The 18,728-nt window shown below is 70.4% G+C and carries 18 protein-coding genes and 1 tRNA gene; 5 read left to right on the plus strand and 14 right to left on the minus strand.

Annotated elements, in window-relative coordinates:
* On the plus strand, positions 1–639 hold the full coding sequence (locus tag ACSEEN_RS14105) for a maleylpyruvate isomerase N-terminal domain-containing protein (protein WP_440713500.1): 639 nt from the start codon (positions 1–3) through the stop codon (positions 637–639).
* Between the two features lie 4 nt (positions 640–643).
* On the opposite strand, the gene ACSEEN_RS14110 is transcribed toward ACSEEN_RS14105, so the two are convergent.
* Entirely contained in the window at positions 644–1,471 is an 828-nt protein-coding gene (locus tag ACSEEN_RS14110; RefSeq protein WP_247863863.1) for an alpha/beta fold hydrolase, read from the minus strand.
* On the minus strand, positions 1,453–2,994 hold the full coding sequence (locus ACSEEN_RS14115) for a cobyric acid synthase (protein ID WP_440713501.1): 1,542 nt from the start codon (positions 2,992–2,994) through the stop codon (positions 1,453–1,455). Before ACSEEN_RS14115 ends, ACSEEN_RS14110 begins: the two co-directional genes overlap by 19 nt.
* Before the next feature lie 101 nt (positions 2,995–3,095).
* Between ACSEEN_RS14115 and ACSEEN_RS14120 the strand changes: the two genes are divergently transcribed.
* Positions 3,096–4,559, plus strand: a complete 1,464-nt coding sequence (locus ACSEEN_RS14120) for a serine/threonine-protein kinase (protein ID WP_440713502.1) — start codon at positions 3,096–3,098, stop codon at positions 4,557–4,559.
* A gap of 6 nt (positions 4,560–4,565) precedes the next feature.
* Here the strand turns inward: ACSEEN_RS14120 and ACSEEN_RS14125 are convergent, their stop codons facing one another.
* The 3 genes from ACSEEN_RS14125 to ACSEEN_RS14135 all read right to left on the minus strand — a co-directional run bounded on the left by ACSEEN_RS14125 (position 4,566) and on the right by ACSEEN_RS14135 (position 7,571).
* Positions 4,566–6,353: a potassium channel family protein gene (locus ACSEEN_RS14125; RefSeq protein WP_440713503.1), complete on the minus strand. Its 1,788-nt coding sequence runs from the start codon at positions 6,351–6,353 to the stop codon at positions 4,566–4,568.
* A gap of 6 nt (positions 6,354–6,359) precedes the next feature.
* On the minus strand, positions 6,360–6,746 hold the full coding sequence (locus tag ACSEEN_RS14130; RefSeq protein WP_440713504.1) for a DUF6394 family protein: 387 nt from the start codon (positions 6,744–6,746) through the stop codon (positions 6,360–6,362).
* Between the two features lie 261 nt (positions 6,747–7,007).
* Positions 7,008–7,571: a TetR/AcrR family transcriptional regulator gene (locus ACSEEN_RS14135; protein WP_440713505.1), complete on the minus strand. Its 564-nt coding sequence runs from the start codon at positions 7,569–7,571 to the stop codon at positions 7,008–7,010.
* Between the two features lie 135 nt (positions 7,572–7,706).
* On the opposite strand from ACSEEN_RS14135, the gene ACSEEN_RS14140 reads away from it, so the two are divergent.
* Positions 7,707–8,921, plus strand: a complete 1,215-nt coding sequence (locus ACSEEN_RS14140; protein ID WP_440713506.1) for an MFS transporter — start codon at positions 7,707–7,709, stop codon at positions 8,919–8,921.
* Between the two features lie 18 nt (positions 8,922–8,939).
* Here ACSEEN_RS14140 and ACSEEN_RS14145 read toward each other — a convergent pair whose 3' ends face one another.
* Complete coding sequence (locus ACSEEN_RS14145) at positions 8,940–9,407, minus strand: SRPBCC family protein (RefSeq protein ID WP_440713507.1); 468 nt, start codon at positions 9,405–9,407, stop codon at positions 8,940–8,942.
* Positions 9,408–9,475: 68 nt separating this feature from the next.
* On the opposite strand from ACSEEN_RS14145, the gene ACSEEN_RS14150 reads away from it, so the two are divergent.
* Positions 9,476–10,141 (plus strand): DUF4241 domain-containing protein, encoded by a 666-nt coding sequence (locus ACSEEN_RS14150; RefSeq protein ID WP_440713508.1) that lies wholly within the window; start codon positions 9,476–9,478, stop codon positions 10,139–10,141.
* 215 nt (positions 10,142–10,356) lie between these two features.
* On the opposite strand, the gene ACSEEN_RS14155 is transcribed toward ACSEEN_RS14150, so the two are convergent.
* The 8 genes from ACSEEN_RS14155 to ACSEEN_RS14190 all read right to left on the minus strand — a co-directional run bounded on the left by ACSEEN_RS14155 (position 10,357) and on the right by ACSEEN_RS14190 (position 16,419).
* Positions 10,357–10,433, minus strand: a tRNA-Pro gene (locus ACSEEN_RS14155).
* 64 nt (positions 10,434–10,497) lie between these two features.
* Entirely contained in the window at positions 10,498–10,776 is a 279-nt protein-coding gene (locus tag ACSEEN_RS14160; protein WP_247863875.1) for a GlsB/YeaQ/YmgE family stress response membrane protein, read from the minus strand.
* A gap of 51 nt (positions 10,777–10,827) precedes the next feature.
* On the minus strand, positions 10,828–12,309 hold the full coding sequence (der, locus tag ACSEEN_RS14165; RefSeq protein ID WP_247863876.1) for a ribosome biogenesis GTPase Der: 1,482 nt from the start codon (positions 12,307–12,309) through the stop codon (positions 10,828–10,830).
* A complete protein-coding gene (gene cmk / locus ACSEEN_RS14170) occupies positions 12,302–12,994 on the minus strand; it encodes a (d)CMP kinase (RefSeq protein WP_298441513.1) in 693 nt (230 codons plus the stop codon). Before cmk ends, der begins: the two co-directional genes overlap by 8 nt.
* 8 nt (positions 12,995–13,002) lie before the next feature.
* Positions 13,003–14,034 carry a pseudouridine synthase gene (locus ACSEEN_RS14175; RefSeq protein ID WP_440713509.1) on the minus strand — a complete coding sequence of 344 codons (1,032 nt, stop codon included), beginning with the start codon at positions 14,032–14,034 and terminating at the stop codon, positions 13,003–13,005.
* A gap of 23 nt (positions 14,035–14,057) precedes the next feature.
* The gene (gene scpB / locus ACSEEN_RS14180; RefSeq protein WP_247863879.1) at positions 14,058–14,756 is read right to left on the minus strand and encodes an SMC-Scp complex subunit ScpB; all 699 of its coding nucleotides are present in this window, start codon (positions 14,754–14,756) and stop codon (positions 14,058–14,060) included.
* Complete coding sequence (locus ACSEEN_RS14185) at positions 14,753–15,553, minus strand: segregation and condensation protein A (protein ID WP_440713510.1); 801 nt, start codon at positions 15,551–15,553, stop codon at positions 14,753–14,755. The genes scpB and ACSEEN_RS14185 overlap by 4 nt, the downstream gene beginning before the upstream one ends.
* A 2-nt stretch (positions 15,554–15,555) precedes the next feature.
* Positions 15,556–16,419: a ParA family protein gene (locus ACSEEN_RS14190; protein WP_440713513.1), complete on the minus strand. Its 864-nt coding sequence runs from the start codon at positions 16,417–16,419 to the stop codon at positions 15,556–15,558.
* 453 nt (positions 16,420–16,872) lie between these two features.
* On the opposite strand from ACSEEN_RS14190, the gene ACSEEN_RS14195 reads away from it, so the two are divergent.
* Positions 16,873–18,459, plus strand: coding sequence for an HNH endonuclease signature motif containing protein (locus tag ACSEEN_RS14195; RefSeq protein ID WP_440713511.1), 1,587 nt, complete (start codon positions 16,873–16,875; stop codon positions 18,457–18,459).
* The last annotated feature ends 269 nt before the right edge of the window (positions 18,460–18,728 follow it).

The following is an 18,728-nucleotide window of genomic DNA, read 5'->3' on the forward strand; positions in this document are numbered from 1 at the left end:
ATGCCGATCTCGACGAAGGAGATCCGGGGCTGGTTCGACGGCTCCGCCGCCGGCTTCCGCGACACGATCGGCCGCCTGGACCCGGCCCGGCTCGACGATCCGGGACTCGGCGACTGGACGGTGCGTTCCCTTCTCGGTCACACGTGCCGGGCCTTCCTGACCATCGAGTCGTATCTCGCCGCGGCAGAAGGGGTTTCGATCGACCCGGAGAGTGTCCTGGACGGCCCGATCGCCTACTTCCGGGCCGCGTTCGCTTCGGTCGGCGACCCCGCCGCGGTCGCGGCGCGCGGCGTCGCGGCCGGTCTCGATCTGGGCGACGATCCGGTCGGTGCGGCCCTCACCATCGCCGATCGCGTCGGCGATCTCGTGCCGGTGCTGCCCGACGACGCGCCGTTGCTCTCCCCCGTCGGCCCGATGCGCCTGATCGACTATCTGCCGACCCGCGCCTTCGAATTGACCGTGCACTCGCTGGACCTGACGAGCGCCCTCGGACTCGAGCCCGGGCCCGATCTGCTGCGGGCGGCCCCGCGGGCGATCGAACTGGCGGCCGCACTGGCCGAACCCGGCCGGGCGGTCACCGTACTGCGGGCGATGACCGGGCGCGACGGCCTCGCCCCGGGCTTCACGGTCCTGGGCTGACCGGTCAGAACAGCGCGGAGCGCAGCGCGATCTCGCTGGCGACGGCCTCCGGCGCGCGCTGCGGAATCCAGTGGTCCACGCCGTGCAGCTCGGAGAACCGGTAGTCGCCGTACACGTAGCGGCCGGAGAGTTCGGCCTGGTCACGACCCAGCGCCGCGTCGCCGTCGCTCCACAGCATGGTGGTCGGGATCTCCACCGGCGGGCATTTCAGCGTCTCGGCGATGTTCCCGGTGAAGTTGGCCCGGTACCAGCCGAGCGGCCCGGCCAGCCTGCCCGGCTCCAGCAGCGGCTTCACCTCGTCGGCGGACAGCCCCGCACGGCGCAACAGGACGCCGCCGCGGGCGGTCAGCGTCTCCTCGGCGCCCTCGGCGATGAAGTCCTTGATGTACGACGACCGTGTCCGCTGATCGTCACCGAGCGCGAGGGCATCGGCCATCGCCGACGGGTGGCCGGTGCTGACCGCGACCAGGCTGGTGAACCGCTCCGGGTGCTTGGCCGCCAGCTGCCAGGCGACGATGCCGCCCCAGTCGTGGCCGACCAGCATCGAGTACGCGATGTTCAAGTGGCCGAGGACGCCGAGGACGTCGCCGGCCAGCCGGTCCAGCCGGTAGTCGTCGACGGCCTCCGGGCGCGCGCCCGGGCTGTATCCGCGCTGATCGATGGTGAGGGTCCGCAGGCCGGCGTCGTGCACGCGCGGCAGCACCGCGTCATAGCAGGACGAGTCGACCGGGAAGCCGTGCAGCAGCACCACCCACGGTCCGCGGGGCGGGCCGCTGCGGTGCACGTCGAACGTCAGGCCGTCGTGTTCTACCTTCAGGTGCTCGGATTCCACGACAGCCAGCTTAGGACGCGCGGCAGCGCCGGTACGCCATCTGTGAGCAACCGTTGCACAGCCGACATGTCGAGATGTTCGTCAACCAGATCGGCGAGCAGATCGAGCTGGTTCTCGCGGACGGCGGTCACGCGCAGGCCGGGCTCGGGCACGAAGCCCGGTTTGCCGGCCACCGACGCGATCTCGGTCAGAAAGGCCCGGCGGAAGTCGTCGCTCTCCAGCAGTCCGTGGCAGTGCGTGCCGTAGACCGCGCCGCGGCGCGCGCCCTCGGGGCCGAGCGTGTCGTCGCGCAACCACGGGGTCTCCGCCGACCGCACCACCCGGCCGTGGTGGATCTCGTAGCCGCGCACAGGGTTCCGGCCGTCGTCACCGGTGAACCGGCGCAGCGTCTTGTCCGGGTGGAAGGCGATGGCGACATCGAGCAGGCCCAGCCCGTCGACGGTGCCGGCGCGCGATTCGACGTCGTCGTCGATGGTGCGTCCGAGCATCTGGAAGCCGCCGCAGATGCCGAGTACCGGGCGGCCCTGCGCGGCGCGGCGCGCGAGCGCGGCGTCGAGGCCGCGCTCGCGGAGCCAGCGCAGGTCGTCCACGGTGGCGCGGGTGCCCGGCAGCACCGCGAGGTCGGCGGCGGCCACGGCGGCCGGGTCATCGGCCCAGGTCACATCGACGCCGGGTTCGCAGCCGAGCGCCTCGACGTCGGTGGCGTTCGAGACGCGAGGCAGCCGGATCGCGGCGACGGTGAGGGTGGCGTCCCGGTGTCCGGCGGCCGGGGGGCCGACGCGGCGGCCGACCGGGCTGGCGAGCGAGTCCTCGGCGTCGATCCAGATGTCCGGATGGAACGGCAGCACGCCGAGGGTGGGCCGACCGGTGCGCTCGCGGAGCATGTCCAGTCCCGGCGCCAGGATCGCCGGGTCGCCGCGGAACTTGTTGATCACGTACCCGGCGACGAGTTCCTGATCGGCGGGGTCGAGCACCGCGGTGGTGCCGAAGAGCCCGGCCAGTGCGCCGCCACGATCGATGTCGGCCACCACGAGGACGGGGAGTCGTGCGCGCTGGGCCAGGCCGAGGTTCGCCAGGTCGTTCGCGCGGAGGTTGATCTCCGCGATCGAACCCGCCCCTTCGGCGATCACGACGTCGAATTCGCTTCGGAGAGAAGACAATTCGTCGTGGACGAGGTCGGCGAGACGAGCCCGCCAGGTCTGGTAGTCACCGGCCCCGACGTCGCCGACCGCGCGGCCGCGGACCACCACCTGGGACCGGCGGTCGCTGCCGGGCTTGAGGAGAACCGGGTTGAATCGGGTATCCGGCTCGAGCCCGCAGGCGGCCGCCTGTAGCGCCTGGGCGCGGCCGATCTCACCGCCGTCGAGGGTGACCGCCGAATTGTTCGACATGTTCTGCGCCTTGAACGGGGCGACGCGGACGCCCCGGCGTGCCAGGGAGCGGCACAGTCCGGCGGTCACCAGGCTCTTCCCGGCGTCGCTCGACGTCCCGCCCACCAGCAGGGCGCCCCGGATCGGTGTCACCGCGCCACCCTACCGTTCTCACCGAAGTCGGAGCCGCCGGATACCATGCGGCGTGAACCGTCGGCGTCGGCCGCCGGCGCAGGACGAGGAGGTGAGAGTCGATGACCGGTCCGGTCCCGGGTGGTGTCTTCGCCGGATACGACGTGCTCTCGCTGCTGGGGCGCGGCGGGATGGGCACCGTGTTCCTCGTCCGCAACCCGCATCTCGACCGGCGGGAGGCGCTGAAGGTGCTGACGGTCGACGCGCACGGCGACTTCGCCGCGCGTTTCGCCGCCGAGGCCCGCACCGTGGCGTCGCTGGACCATCCGGGAATCGTGACCGTCTATCACCACGGGATCACCGACGGCATCCCGTGGTTCACCATGCAGTTCCTCGCCGGGAACGATCTCGCCGGGGCCGGGCGGCTGCCGCTTCCCGAGGTCCGCGAGATCGTCCGGCAGGCGGGCGACGCCCTCGACTACGCGCATCGCCGCGGCGTGGTCCACCGCGACGTCAAGCCGGCCAACGTGCAGGTCGGGCGCACCGATACCGGGGCGATCGACCGGGTGACCGTCCTCGACTTCGGCATCGCCCGGCTGGCCGGCGCCACCTCGCTGACCGCCGCCGACTCGTTCGTGGGCACGCTCACCTATTCGGCGCCGGAGACGGTCCGCGGGCAGCGCGACGTGCCGGCCGCCGACCAGTATTCGCTCGCCTGCACCGCCTACGAGTTGCTGACCGGGCGGCCGCCGTTCGCGGGACTGTCCACCGCGGCGCTGCTGTCGGCACAGCTCAACGACACCCCGCCGCCGATCAGCAGCCTGGCCCCCGAGCTGGCCGGACTCGATCCGGTCTTCGCACGCGCCCTGGCCAAGGAGCCGGAGCAGCGCTATCCGTCGTGCGCGGCGTTCGCCGCCGCCCTCACCACGGGCGGCGAACCCGCGTCGATACGCCCGCCGACGCGGGTGGCCCCGGTGCCGCTCGTCCCGCCGCCGGCCGCGCCCTCCGCGCCGCCGCCGCGCGGGACCAGGCCGTTCACCGCGCCGGCGCCTCCCCCGCCGAGACCCGCCCCACCGGCGCCGGCCCGTGTTCCCGCTCGCACGCCGCGCTCGAGGTCGTCGTCGACGACCGTCGTGCTCGCGGTCCTCGCGATCCTGCTCAGCGTCGGGGTGGTGGCCGGTGCGCTCTATCTCGCGAATTCGCGAAGCTCCGGTACCCCGTCGCCGGCCCCGGCCCCGAGCACCACGACGCTCACCTCGACCACCACCTCCACCGAGGAGCCCGCCGGCGTGTGGGGTCTGGTGGTGAGCCCGCAGGGCCGGGTGGTGCGGTTCAAGGACTACCCGAGCCAGGACGCCCTGCTCGGCGCCGCCGCGAACTACGGCTTCAACGAGTCGTGGGGGTATTCGACGTTCAGCTCGGGCTGCGCGGCCGTCGCGCACGTCACGAGCGGCTCGTCGGCGTACTACACGGCCACCGCCGGGACCCGTTCGGCGGCGTCCGACGCCGCCACCGCGCGCGCCACCTCCGCCACCGGCGAGACCAGCCGGATCGTCTCGACGCTCTGCGTCGGCGATTCGTTCTAGACGTTCCTAAACGTCGTCCTCCGAGGGCCGGCGGCGCCATGCGGCGGGTATCCGGGGCCCGCGGCGCAGGCGCTCCCCGCCGAGCACGTATGCGGCGGTGACGTCGACCACGAGCGTCGACTCGACGCCCCTCCGTTCCCGGCCGCTGCCGGCCAGGAGGAGTTCGTCGCCCGGCTCCAGACGCGTGTCCATCGGCGGTGCCGCGATCTCGGTGCCGTCCGACCGCAGGAGCAGCACCGGCACGATGTGCAGCCGCCGCGTCCGGTCCTCGGGACGACGCAGGAGGTCGCCGAGGCACACCTCGCCCGAACTCAGCCGGCCGACGATCGCGGGCGCGCGGTCGTCGTCGAGGTGGATCTTCCACAGCGCGGGCAGGGTGCGCCCGCATTCGTTGACGAGCCGGGAGATCAGGTCGGCGGCCCACTTCTCGTTCTCGGCCGGGATGTGCCGCAGGAAGCGCGACAGCAGCGGTGAGCTGATACGCGCGTACGCCTCGTGCGCGACGACGTCGCTGGGCACCAGCAGTGCATCGAGGTTCATCGCGTCGAACAACTCCGCGCTGGTGGGCCGGTTCTGTCGCCCGGCGAGGAAGAGCTCGGGGTTGCGCTTACGCGCACCGGCCAGGATGGACAGGTTGGCGACGTCGTCGTCGGTGCCGGCGACGAGACCGACCGCGGTGTCCAGGTGCGCCTGCGCCAGGACGGCGGGCTCGCTGGCATCGCCGGTGATCACCTGGATGCCGCTGCCGCTGTCGAGGTCGGCGATGTCGCGGGCGTCGATCACCGTCATCTCGACGCCGATCTCCCGGAGGTAGCGCGTCAGTTCGTGACCGAATCGGCCGTATCCGCAGACCACCCACCGTCCGGGCGGCGGGGTCCGGCCCCGTTCGGGCAGTTCGGCACCGGGACCGGCTTCGAGCCAGGTGAGCAGCTGGTATCCGGCCGGTGAGTGCAGGGAGAGTCGCAGGTGGTCGCCGAATCGCTCGAACGGATCGATCACCGTCGGGGTGCCGAAGGCCCGCATCTGTTCGGCCGTCGAACCGACGATGGTGTGCGAGATCACCGGAAGGTCGGGCCGCAGCAGCGCCGCCGCCATGGTGACCGCCAGATTCACCTGATCGTCGCCGGTCAGGGCGAGCACCCCGGCGCAGCACGGGTGATCGATGCCGGCGAGCCGCAGCTGCGCCGGGTCGCCGGCGTCCGCGGCCAGCCCGGGCACCTCGGTGCGGAACGAGCCGAGATCGAGTTCGTCGATCCGCTCGGCGCTCGGATCGATCACCACCACCTGCTGCGCCATCGCATCGAACGCGCGAACCAGCACCTCCCCGGCCCGGCCGTAACCGGCGACCAGGAGGAACGGTTCGCGGATCCGCATCACCTGGCGACTGAACCGGTGCCGGGCCCGGACCTGACGGAATCCGCGGTCCTGCACCAGCGACAGGAGCGTGCCCACCAGATACGCCCAGCCGAGCACCGTCATGAAGATGCACGCGGTGACCCACAGTCGCTGCGCGATCGTGAACGGCCACGGCGTCTCGCCGAAGCCGATCGTGGTCGCGGTGTAGCTCATCACGTAGAAGGCGTCGAACAGGGTGAGGTGCACCGTGTGGCCGAGTTCGTCGCGCCCGGGGATCAGGCTGAGGCCGACCACCCCGATCGCGAAGACGACGATCAGCGTGATGAGCGGCGCCCGCATGCGCCGGAGCACGACGAAGACGGTGGCCGAGGTCGGATCCTCGTACTTGCGGGCCGACTCCCTCGTCCGGCGTCGCGGTGGGTGCCGCTTGGTGACCACGGCCGATCAGCCGCGGTGGAAGGTGACCGTCTCGACCACCAGCAGGGTCACCGAGACCAGGTTGGCCAGCAGCGCACCGGCCGCCAGCGACACGACGCTGGCCACCGCGCCCGACGTCAGACCGTGGGTGCTGACCTGCTGCGCGATCACCCACACCACCACGGCCGCCAGCAACTGGAGGTCGGCGACCAGACTCGTCGCCAGATGGACCGCGCCGAGCTGCGTCCGGTCCCCGAACTTCAGCACCGTCGCGATGAGGCTGACGGTGATCGCCGCGAACAGTTCGTAAATGCTGTGCTCGTTGCGATCGGAGAGGTCGCCGATGACGAACCCGAAGTTCAGCGTCGCGGCGAGCAACACGAAGAAGCCGAAAACGACCTTCGACATGTTCATGCGGCTCACCTTACGGCAGCCGGGCACGGCTCAGGCCGACCGAGCCTTCCTGCCCGGTCGAGGCTCCCGGCCGACGGCGCCGGCGTCGCTGGAGCCCGCTGCCGAATCTGGACGCCGCTGGCGCTACCTGACCCGCGTAGTCCAGATTCGCCAGCACACCGGAGAACTGACAGCGTCGCGACCACCCACCTGCCGATACGCGCTCCGGTCGACCTCCCACGGCATACGGTTGACACGGCCGCTCCACCGTCTGGGGAGCGCTCAGCGCAGGAATCGCCCGGCCATCCGCCGCGACTCGGCGTCGTCCACGGGCTCACCGCCCGCGAGGATCCGGTACAGCGTCGGTCCGACCAACTCGGCCGCTAACACCTCCGGATCACCGGACAGCGTCCCGCGCACGATCAGGCGACCCACCACCGCCCGGGCTGCGTCACCGAGGATGTCGCTACCCCGCAAGAGCCGGGCGACCGTCGCGTCGTGCTGCGCCTCGCCGAGTAGCGCGCGATAGGCGAGCCCCGCGTCGGACGAGGTCAGGAAGGCGGACAGACCGGCGAGGAATGCCGCCACCTCGGCGACGGGATCGGCCTGCGGCACGACGGCGAGTTCACGCGCGGCGTCGGCAGCGCTCGCTTCGAGCAGAATCTCCGCCTTCGACGACCACCACCGATACACGGTCTGGCGGCCGACGCCGGCGCGTTCGGCGATCCCCTTCATGGTCATCGCCGCGTATCCGTGTTCGACGAGCATGTCGTCGACGGCCCGCAGTACCGCGAGCCTGGCCTGCTCGCTGCGCGGACGACCGGCCGCCTGCATGGCTTCTCCCATGCCCCGACCCTACCCAGCGCCGGACGTGGGTCCCGGCGTATCTCGGGCGCGTGACGTTCATTACGAGACACATTGTCACGTAATGCGATACCTTTAACGAGACACTATGTCTAATAATTCTGAAACGGAGCCTCCATGACCACCCTCGACGTCGCCGGCCCACCGGGCCGCACCTCCGCACGCGCGGCCGTCGCCGCCACCGCCTTCGCTTTCCTGGTCACCATGATGGGCACGACCATCCCGACACCCCTCTACTCCCTCTACGCGGCCGAGATGGCGTTCTCACCGCTGATGGTGACCGTCCTCTTCGCCGTCTACGCCCTCGGCGTCGTCGGAGCACTCTCCCTGTTCGGGAGGCTTTCCGACGACGTCGGGCGCCGTCCCGTACTCCTCCTCGCCGTCGGTCTCGCTCTGCTCAGCGCGCTGCTCTTCCTGCTGCCGCGGTCGGTGGCGCTGCTGATCGTCGCGCGGGTGGTGTCCGGTCTGGCCGCCGGGCTGATGAGCGGCACCGGCACCGCCGCGGTCATCGATCTCTTCCCGGCCGGAAAGAAGGCACTCGGCGGCACCCTCGCCGTGGCCGCCAACACCGGCGGACTCGCCCTCGGAACACTGTTTGCCGGCGTGCTGGCCGACGTCGCGCCACACCCGCTCATCTCGCCCTTCGCGGTGTATGTCGTGCTGTGTCTGATCGCCCTCGCCGGCCTTTTCGCATGGGCCCCGGCGCCCACCGACTGCGGTCGGCTACGGATCCGTCCGCGGCGCCTGCGCGTCCCCCACTCGATCCGCGGGGCGTTCACCCGCGCCGTTCTCGCCGCCGGAACCGGCTTCGCGGTCACCGGCGTGCTCACTGCCGTGTCGGCGCTGTTCCTCGCCAGAGACCTGGGGCTGCACAGCCATTCCCTGGCCGGATTCGTGGTCTTTCTCGCCTTCGCCGCGATGGCGGCGGGCCAACTCATCGCGCGCCGTCTGCGCCCGCAGACAGCGGTCCCCGCGGGCTGTGCCGGTCTGATCGTCGCCGCGACCCTGCTCGCGACGGCCCTCGGCATCATCACGCTGTGGCCCCTCCTCGCCGCGGCACTGGTCCTCGGAATCTCCGGCGGCGTGTGCCTCAACGCCGGCCTCGCGACGACCGTGGAGCAGGTCCCGCCGGAGCATCGCGGGGAGGTGTCGTCGTCGTTCTTCGCCGGGCTCTACATGATGCTGGCCGTCCCAGCGATCGGCGTCGGCCTGCTCGCCGAGCCCCTCGGCCTGCGCCGGGCCGGGCTGATCTTCGTCGGCGCCGTCATCGTGCTCGCCGCGGGCACCGCCGTCGCAGCCCTGCACACGACACGACGACGAGCGGACGGCTGAGCCCGCGCCCGCGCGGGCTCACTCCGTTGAGCCCGCGCCGAGGGCGTCGATCTCAGCGGCGAGCTTCGGCAGGACAGTGTTGTTCCAGCCGCGCTCGACCGCGTTGCGGGCCATCTTCTGGCGGCGATCGGTCACGTCGAAGCCACTCATATGGAGGAGCACCCGCGTCCCCCTTCCCTGCGGCCGCAACTGCCAGTCGACCAGCCACCGCAGCAGCGGCTCCCCGCGCAGATCGGTCCAGCTGTAGGTGAGTTGCCGCTGTTCGTCGGCCGCGACCACCTGGCACGACATCTCGGCGGCCGGCTTGCCCGGCACCGGAACCTGCACGATGAAGGTCGTGCCCACCGCGGGCGCGAACCCGATCGTCGGCGCCAGCCAGCGCGCGATCGAGTCAGGCTCGGTCAGCGCCCGCCAGGCGATCTCCGGCGCACCGGTGACGAAGATCCCCAACTCCACCACCGCCGGGTCCCGCTCAGCGTCGAACATCGTCTCACCCTAACCGCGCGACGGGCGTCCAGACGCGATGTCGGCCCCCTCCGGTAGCGTCGCCGATCATGAATCCGGACCAGTTCCATGCCCTGCGCGCCGGGCGCTTCGGCGGCCGCGAGCACACCGTCGTCCCCCTCGGCGAACTCCACGTTCCCAGCGGCCGCCTGGAAGCCAGCGACCCCTACGTCGGCCTCGGCGAAGGACTCGTCGTCGCGGTGCCGCCGGGGACCTACCCGGTGTCCGTCACCGTCGTCGACGTCAGCGACGCGCAAGACGGCAGTCACCTCCGGGAGAGCCACTTGAGCGTGATCGTCGCCGAGGGCACCCCGGCCCGCATCGAGTTCGTCGTGCCCGAGGGCCGGGCACCGGCGCCCGCGGGCGAGTACTACGGGGTCGGCGTCGACGCCGGAACCGTCGCGTTCACCGACGCCGCGGCCGTCGCTCGCTGCATGCCGGACGGCGACTGGTACGACGCCGTGTTCGACACCGGGCGCCCGGACTCCTGGTTCGCCCTGATGGACTCCGCCGAACATCTCGTGGCGGGTTCGGCGAACATCGTCATGCCGGGCGCACAGAACGGCGAGAACGTCGTGCTGACGCATTCGGGCTGGGGCGACGGCTTCTACCCGGTGGTCGCCACCTACGACGACGCCGGGCGGCTCCTGGGCGTGCACATCGACACCCTGGTCGACGATCCCGACTATCTGGGAGACCAGTCGCCGCGCGACTGAGCCGCCCGAGGACGCTGGCGCCTCTCCACTCTCCCGCCGTAGCTGGATGGCGCTGGCGCTACCTGGCCAGCACCATCCGAGTACGCCAGCCCGGTTGAAGATCGGACGTGCGGACGACGCCGGATGTGCTCATCCGTTTCGGACGGGTTTCCGGTGAGCGATGCGAAAGACCGCCTCCCCGGTGATGCCGGAGAGGCGGTCTGACCTGTATGTTCTGGTCGGGCTGACAGGATTTGAACCTGCGACCACTTGACCCCCAGTCAAGTGCGCTACCAAGCTGCGCCACAGCCCGTTTCCCCTCGCGGGGACGCTCCCCTGCGGGAGCGATGACTACATTAGCGCACGACCCCGCCGGATCACGAATCGCCCTTGCGACGGTCGATCCACACCCAGATCAGGGTCACGATGAGGGCGCCGATCAGCGAGCCGATGATGCCGCTCGGGCGGAAATGGAAGCCCTCGCCGGCGATCAGGCTGCCGAGCGCACCGCCGACGAACGAGCCGATCACACCCGAACCGAGGGCCATGCCCCAGTTGATCGTCGACGGCTTGTTGACGCCCAGAATCCACTGGGCCGCCGCGCCGATGAGCATGCCCCACAGGAGGATTCCGATGATGAAGAAGCCGATGTCCATGGCGGGAAGTATCGCACAGGCGCACCGGTACCCGGTGCGGCGGGGAAGCCGCTACTTGCGGCGCTCCCGCTTGTCGCGCACCCGCACATTGATCCGCACCGGGGAACCGTCGAAGCCGAACTCCTCGCGCAGCCGCCGCTCCAGGAACCGCCGGTAACCGGCCTCCAGGAAGCCAGTCGTGAACAGCACGAAGGTCGGCGGGCGCGTCGCGGCCTGCGTCGCGAACATCACCCGCGGCTGGCGCCCACCGCGCACCGGCGGCGGTGTCGCGGCGATGATCTCCTTGAGCCAGTTGTTCAGCTTGCCGGTCGGGATCCGCTTGTCCCACGACTCCAGCGCCTGCTCCATCGCCGGCACCAGCTTCTGCACCGCACGACCCGTCGTCGCCGAGATGTTGACCCGCCGAGCCCACGGCACGCGCGACAACTCCCGGTCGATCTCCTTCTCCAGGATGTAGCGGCGATCCTCGTCGACCAGGTCCCACTTGTTGAACACGACCACCAGTGCGCGCCCGCTGTCGACGATCATCGACAGCACCCGCAGATCCTGCTCGGTGATCGGCTGGCTCGCGTCGATCAGCAGCAGTGCCAGCTCGGCCGAGTCGAGCGCCGCGCGCGTGCGCAGCGACGCGTAGTACTCGTGCCCGCTCGCCGTGCGCACCTTGCGCCGCAGACCGGCCGTGTCGACGAACTGCCACCACTTCCCGTCCATCTCGATCAGCTCGTCGACGGGGTCGACGGTGGTGCCGGCGACGTTGTCGACCACCGAACGTTCTTCTCCGGCAAGACGATTCAGCAGCGAGCTCTTGCCTACGTTCGGCTTGCCGACCAGCGCGATCCGGCGCGGACCACCGGCCGGGTTCAGCTCGCGCGGCTTCTCCGGCAGCTTCGCCAGGATCAGATCGAGCAGGTCGCCCGTTCCGCGGCCGTGCGACGCCGAGATCATCTGCGGCTCCCCCAGCCCCAGCGACCACAGCACCGCGGCGTCGGCCTCGGCGCGTTCGCTGTCGACCTTGTTGGCGGCCAGGATCACCGGCGCCTTGGAGCGGCGCAGCGTGCGGGCGACGGCCTCGTCGGTCGCCGTGGCACCGACGGTCGCGTCGACCACCAGCACGATCACGTCGGCCGACCGCATCGCGTACTCGGCCTGCGCGCTGATCGACTGCTGGAGCCCCTTCGCGTCGGGCTCCCAGCCGCCGGTGTCGGTCACCATGAACCGCTTGCCGGTCCAGTTCGCCGGGTACGACACCCGGTCCCGCGTGACGCCTGGAATGTCCTCGACGACGGCCTCGCGCCGCCCCAGGATCCGGTTCACCAGCGTCGACTTGCCGACGTTCGGCCGCCCGACGATGGCCACCACCGGCAGCGTCTCCTGCAGTTCGGCGTCTTCATCGGAGAGGAAGTCCGAGAGATCCCACTCCGACTCGTCACTCCAGGTGCCGTCGCCGTCGTAACCGTCGCCGTCGTGGCCGCCGGTGTCCTCGTGGTTCTGGGCGTCGTCGACGACGTCGTCGCCGAAGTTCTCGTCAGACATCGCGCACTCCGATCCGCTCGCCGACGAGCTCCGTCAGCCGGTCGAGCACTTGATTCAGGGTCAGGTCACTGGTGTCCACGTGCACCGCGTCGTCCGCGGGCCGCAGCGGGCTCACCGCGCGGGTGGAGTCCAGATGGTCGCGGCGGTTGACGCTGGCCAGCACCTCGGCGAGGTCGCTGGGCCGGCCGGCCGCCAGGTTCTGCCGGTGACGACGCTCCGCGCGCGCCTCCGGGGTGGCCGTCAGGAACACCTTCAGCGCGGCGTTCGGGAAGACGACGGTGCCGATGTCGCGGCCCTCGACCACCAGGAACGACGTGTCCGCGTGTGCCCGCTGCAGCGCGACGAGCTTCTCGCGCACGACGGGATTCGCCGAGACCGCCGACACCGCGGCGGTCACCTCGTCGGTACGGATCTCCCGCGAAACGTCGTCGTCGCCGAGCCAGACGACGGTCTCGCCGGCCGGGCCCTCGTCGAGCCGGATCCGGCTCCCGGAGACCACCTCGGCGACTCGGTCGTCGTCATCGGGCGCGACGCCCGCCCGGAGCGCGGCCAGGGTGGCCGCGCGGTACATGGCGCCGGTGTCGAGGTAGTGGGCGCCCACGCGCTCGGCGAGCCGGCCCGCCACCGTCGATTTGCCGGTGCCCGCCGGGCCGTCGATCGCGACCACGTCCACGCTGTCGGTCATCGCCGCGGTCACATTCCCACCGCCTTGTACAGTGCCCCGATCTCCTTCGAGTCGAGCGCGCGCATGCTGCCGGGCCGCTGGTTGCCCAGTGCGATCGGGCCGATGTCGGTGCGCACCAGACGCTGCACCGGGAACCCGACCTCGGCGAGCAGCCGTCGCACGATCCGCTTGCGCCCCTCGTGCAGCACCAGCCGCAGCAGGGTGCGGCCCTCGTGCACCTCCAGCACCGCGAACTCGTCGACGTAGGCGGGGCCGTCGTCCAGTTCGATGCCGTCGCGCAGCGCGCGGCCGACGCCGCGCGGGAGCTGGCCGCGCACGGTGGCGAGGTAGGTCTTGGGGACCTCGTACGACGGATGCATCAGCCGGTGCGCCAGCTCGCCGTCGTTGGTGAGCAGGATCAGGCCCTCGGTCTCGGCGTCGAGCCGTCCGACGTGGAACAGTCGCTGCCCACTCATGACGCGCTCGGCGACCAGATCACCGATGCACGGCCGGCCCTCCTCGTCGCTCATGGTCGACTGCATGCCCCTCGGCTTGTTCAGCGCCAGGTACTGCTTGGTCTCGTCGATCACCACGCGCGCGCCGTCGACCTTGATGATCGCGGTGTTCGGATCGATGCGCAGGCCCTGCTCGACGACGATCTGGCCGTCGACCTCGACGCGCCCGGCGGCGATCAGTTCCTCGGCGCCACGCCGGGAGGCGACACCCGCCGCGGCGAGCACCTTCTGCAGCCGCATGCCGTCGGCGACGTACGTCGCCCCGTCGGCGTCGACCTCGGCGACCTGGTGGCGGGCGGGTTTGGCGTTGTTCAGGCGGATCCGGCCGGAGGCGACGTCCGGTCGTGAACCCTTGCGATGCGGTTTGCGGCTCGACGGAGTCTGCGCGCCGCGCTTGACTCCGGCGCCCTTACCTGCGGCTTTCTTCCCGGCGGCCGGCTTGCCCGGCTTCTTTCCGGCCGGTTTCTTCCCTTTGTCACCGGCAGAGCGGGCACGACGATCGCCGTCACCCTGTCCCGGTCTGCCGTCTCGGCTAGCGGTTCCCATAGTGAAAATCCTTCAGTTGTGTGTCATTCCCCGTCGGCGTCGCGCAGGACCTCCGCCGAGGTGTCCACGTCTGATTGTGCCGCCTGAGCACTCAGCTTGGCGAATCGCGGATCGTCCAGGAGTTCCTCCCCGAGGTCGTCGATCACGTCGACGTCGGGCAGCAGCGGCGCCAGGTCGGGCAGTTCGGTCAGCGACGCGAGCCCGAGCCGTTCCAGGAAGAGTTCGGTGGTCTCGTACGTGGTCGCCGTGGTCTGCGGGTCGGTGCCCGCCTCATTGATGAGGCCGCGGGCCAGCAGCGTCCGCATCACGCCGTCGACGTTCACTCCCCGGATGGCGCTGACCCGCGCGCGGGTGACGGGCTGGCGGTAGGCGACCACGGCGAGCGTCTCCAGCGCCGCCCGGGTCAACTTGCTGCGTGCGCCGTCGAGCAGCAGATTCTCGACGTACGGCGCGTACTCCGAACGCGTGTAGTAGCGCCATCCGTCGCCCGCGTAGCGCAGATCGATGCCGCTGCCGGACTCGGTGAGCTCGTCCGCGATCCGCTTGAGCATGGTGCGTACCCGCACGCGGTCCTGATCGACGACGGTGGCCAGCTCCTCGGTCGAGATCGGCGAATCCACCACCAGCAGAACAGCTTCCAGCGCGCCGCGCAGGTGATCGTCGTCGAGGATGCGACTCCCCTCGTCGTCGATGGTGGGGTCGTGGTCCAGTTGCTCGTTCACCCGTAGTCCTCGGCCTTCTCGATCGCCTTCTCGATGTCGGTCTCGTCGGCGTCGCCCGTCCAGCCGACGCGGAGCACGCCGAGCGCCTCCTCCTGCTCGAAGGTCACCGCACGCTCCCGGTACAGCTCCAGGAGCCCGAGGAAGCTCGCGACCACCTCGATGCCGTCGGCGCAGTCGGCGACCAGCTGCCCGAAGGTCAGCATCCCGCCCCGCGCGGCGCGCAGCAGGACGCTCACCCGCTTGGCCTGTTCGGGCACCGAGACCTTGGAGCCGTGCAGGTGGTCGAGGCCGACGGTCGGTTTGGGCTTCGGCGCCATCGCGGCCGCCGCGATCTCGGCGAACCGCGCCACGTCGACACCCAGCTCCACCTCCGGAAGCAGATCGGAGTAGCGGGCTTCGAGCGACACCGCACGCGGATACCGTTGCAGCGCAGTCGCTTCCAGCTCAGCGAAGAGCGCCGCGACCTGCTTGTAGGCGCGGTACTGGAGCAGCCGCGCGAACAGCAGATCGCGGGCTTCGAGCAGCGCGAGGTCTTCGGGGTCGTCGACCTGTCCCGACGGCAGCAGACGGGCCGCTTTCAGATCGAGGAGCGTCGCCGCGATCACCAGGAACTCGGTGGTCTGCTCCAGATCGGCGTCGGGACCGAGAGCCTTGGTGTAGGCGATGAAGTCGTCGGTGACGACGTGCAGGGCCACCTCGGTGACGTCGAGCCGGTGCTGACTGATCAGGTTGAGCAGCAGATCGAACGGGCCGGTGAAGTTGGTGAGCTTCACCTCGAACGGCGCCTGCGTCGACACGCCTACGTCTCGTTGCGGGCGATGACCTCGCGGGCCAGATCCCGATACGCCTGCGCACCAGTCGATTTCGGCGCCCACGAGGTGATCGGTTCGCCGGCGACCGAGGTCTCCGGGAAACGGACCGTGCGGTTGATCACGGTGTCGAAGACGGCGTCGCCGAACACCTCGACCACCCGGGCCATCACCTCGCGCGAGTGCAGCGTGCGGGCGTCGAACATGGTGACGAGGATGCCGCCGAGCGTCAGGCGCGGATTGAGCCGGTCGTGCACCTTGTCGATCGTGTCCGTCAGCAACGCCAGACCGCGGAGGCTGAAGTACTCGCATTCCATCGGGATCAGCACGTTGTCGGCGCAGGCCAGCGCGTTGACGGTCAGCAGGCCGAGCGACGGCTGGCAGTCGATGAGGATGTAGTCGTACCGGTCGGCCACCGGGTGCAGCGCCCGGGCGAGCGCCTGCTCGCGGCCGACCTCGCTGACCAGCTGGATCTCCGCGGCCGAGAGGTCGATGTTCGAGGGCAGCAGGTCGAGGCCGTCCACGCGGGTGCCGAGCAGCACGTCGTCGGTGGCCGCATAGGGCGCCACCAGCAGGTTGTGCACGGTCAGGTCGAGTTCGTGGTGCGGCACTCCCAGACCCGCCGACAGCGCCCCCTGCGGATCGAGGTCGACCAGCAGCACCCGCCGGCCCGCCTCGGCCAGCGCGGCGCCCAGGTTGATGGTCGACGTCGTCTTGCCGACGCCGCCCTTCTGGTTGCAGACGGCGACGATCTTCGCCGGGCCGTGACGATCCAGCGGACGAGGGTCGGGGATGTCGCGGTACGGCCGCCCGGTCGGCCCGAGCGCCGGCCCCTCGGCGCCCTCCAACGGCAGCCGGCCGGTGGAATCGGACGTAGTCGGGCTCACCTGTCCGCTGCTCCTCCCCGGCGAGATCTCGCCTGACGATCGCGGACGGCACCCGCCCGCTCGTGAATCACCCTAATGGTAGTCGGCGAGGGAGCGGGGCTCCTCGAGGCGCTCCCGGCTCGGGTTGTGCGGGATGAGCGGACAGCGACTGTGCGCGATTCGGCAGCACCGCTCGCCACGGTGGCGGCAAACGCACTCACCATCTGAAGCGAACATACGAGACGAGTACAGCAAGACTCCGAATAGGCGGCGGGTGCCGCTGCGGCGACAGCGGCTGAATTCGATTCCTTCCAGCTCTCTGGAGTCGGCGACTCGTACTCGAAAGTAAGTTCTAGACGACTGTTGAATACACATCACGGTGTGCGTATTCTGGCGGTAAGAGAAGAACCATCCTCGACTCGGCCGGAAAGGAGACCCGTGATGTATGGCGACGATTCGTTCGATGCGCGCGGTGTCCTGGCCGGTTTGGCGCCGGCCGAGTTGGTGGCGGTGATCGATGCCGCCGAGGAGTCGCTGGCGGGCGCACCGCTGGGGGCGCTGTCGGAGGATGGGCTTCTCGATCTGCTGGAATCGCGCGAACAGGCCCGCCGCAAAGGTGTGGCCGTCGACGCCGCGCTGTTCGTGGAGATCTCCGATCGTGGCGTGTACCGGCGGGCCGGCTACAACACCATGCACCAACTACTCACCCAGGGCCTGCGACTCGGGGACTGTCAGTCCAAGCGACGGCGTGTGACGGCGGCCGGGATCGGCTCGTTCACTGAGTTGACCGGGCAGCGCCGCGATCCGGTATTCCCGGAAACCGCACGCGCGGTGGCCGACGGAGCGATCGGCGAGGCGCACGTGATGGTGATCGAGGAGGTGATGGACAAGATTCCCTGGTCGGTCGACCCTGCCGAACGGGACAGGGCCGAGGTCATGCTCGCCGCGGCCGCCCGCACCCTGTCCCCGTCCGGGCTGACGATGGTCGGGAACCGGATCCTGGCTCACCTCGACCCCGACGGCACGTTGGCCGATGACAAGGACCGCCGGCGGCAGGCGAAATTCCGGCTCTCCGCACAGGACCGGCAGCTGATGAGTGCGGTGCAGGCGCGGATGACCCCGCAGTTGCGCGCCGAGTTCGAGGTCATGTTCACCCAGTGGGCCGCCCCCGGCATGAACAACCCCGACGATCCGGACTCTCCCCACGGGGCGGCCGATCAGCCCGGCCTTGACCCGGCTGTCCTGGCCGCGGCGGCTGAACGCGACACCCGACTCCTGGGCCGCCGCCAGCACGACGCGCTGCTGGCATTGCTGGCGTGGGCGAACGCGCAGTTCTCGTCCGTGAAGCCGGGGAATCTGCGCAATCAGATCGTGGTTACCGTGACCGATGAGGACTTGGCCCGGCAGGCCGGGATCGCCTGGACCGCGACCGGCACGCGGATGCCGGTGTCAGATCTGGTGAAGATCGCCGCCGACTCCGTCCCGCACCTGGCCGTCTTCTCGAAGGCCACCGGGCAGCCCCTCTACTTGGGCCGGGCGCATCGGTTGGCGTCGCGGGCACAGCGCCTCGCCGTGTTCGCCCGCGACCGCGGATGCACCGCACCGGGCTGCACCCGCCCGTTCACCCAGTGCGAGATGCACCACATGCCCGACTGGCAAGACGGCGGCCCCACCGACATCGACCACCTCGGCGGCGCCTGCGGCACACACAACCGCTGGAACGGCAAACAGCCCGGGGATTGGGAATCCACCGTCCTCACCGACGGCCCCGACAAAGGCCGCGGCGGCTGGCGCCCGGTCGGCCGGGCCGGGCCGTGGATCGTCAATCCACTGTTCCATCCGGACAAGCTCCGCGTCGGACCTGATGTTCCGGAAGCAGAACGCACCCCGCCCCCGACGGTCAATCACCGCCTCGGCGCCAGCGGACCGCCCGACTCACGCTGGTCGAGCGAAGTCGAGACCCCTACCGACATCTCCATCGAGACCACCGCCGTGCACCTCATCAGGGGCACGTACCGGGCAGCCTGACCACCACACCGTGGCCGTCAGGCCACCAGGCGTGCACGGCGCCTCTCAGCTTGCGATCTTTCGCAAGAAGCGCTCCTCGGCAATGATCTTCGCCTCTTGTTTGCCATGAAATGTGGCCACGCCAGCCATACTCAGTCCATAGGGCGGTGTCATACCGTCGTAGCAACACTGCAGGCCACGAGGGGTTGCGGGTAGCGCGGTAGGAGACCCTGGGTGGGGCTGGGACGGATGATGTTGACGGTGGCGGACCGGACGGAGATCGCGGTCGG

Source organism: Gordonia marina (assembly GCF_052036135.1).
GTDB lineage: Bacteria > Actinomycetota > Actinomycetes > Mycobacteriales > Mycobacteriaceae > Gordonia.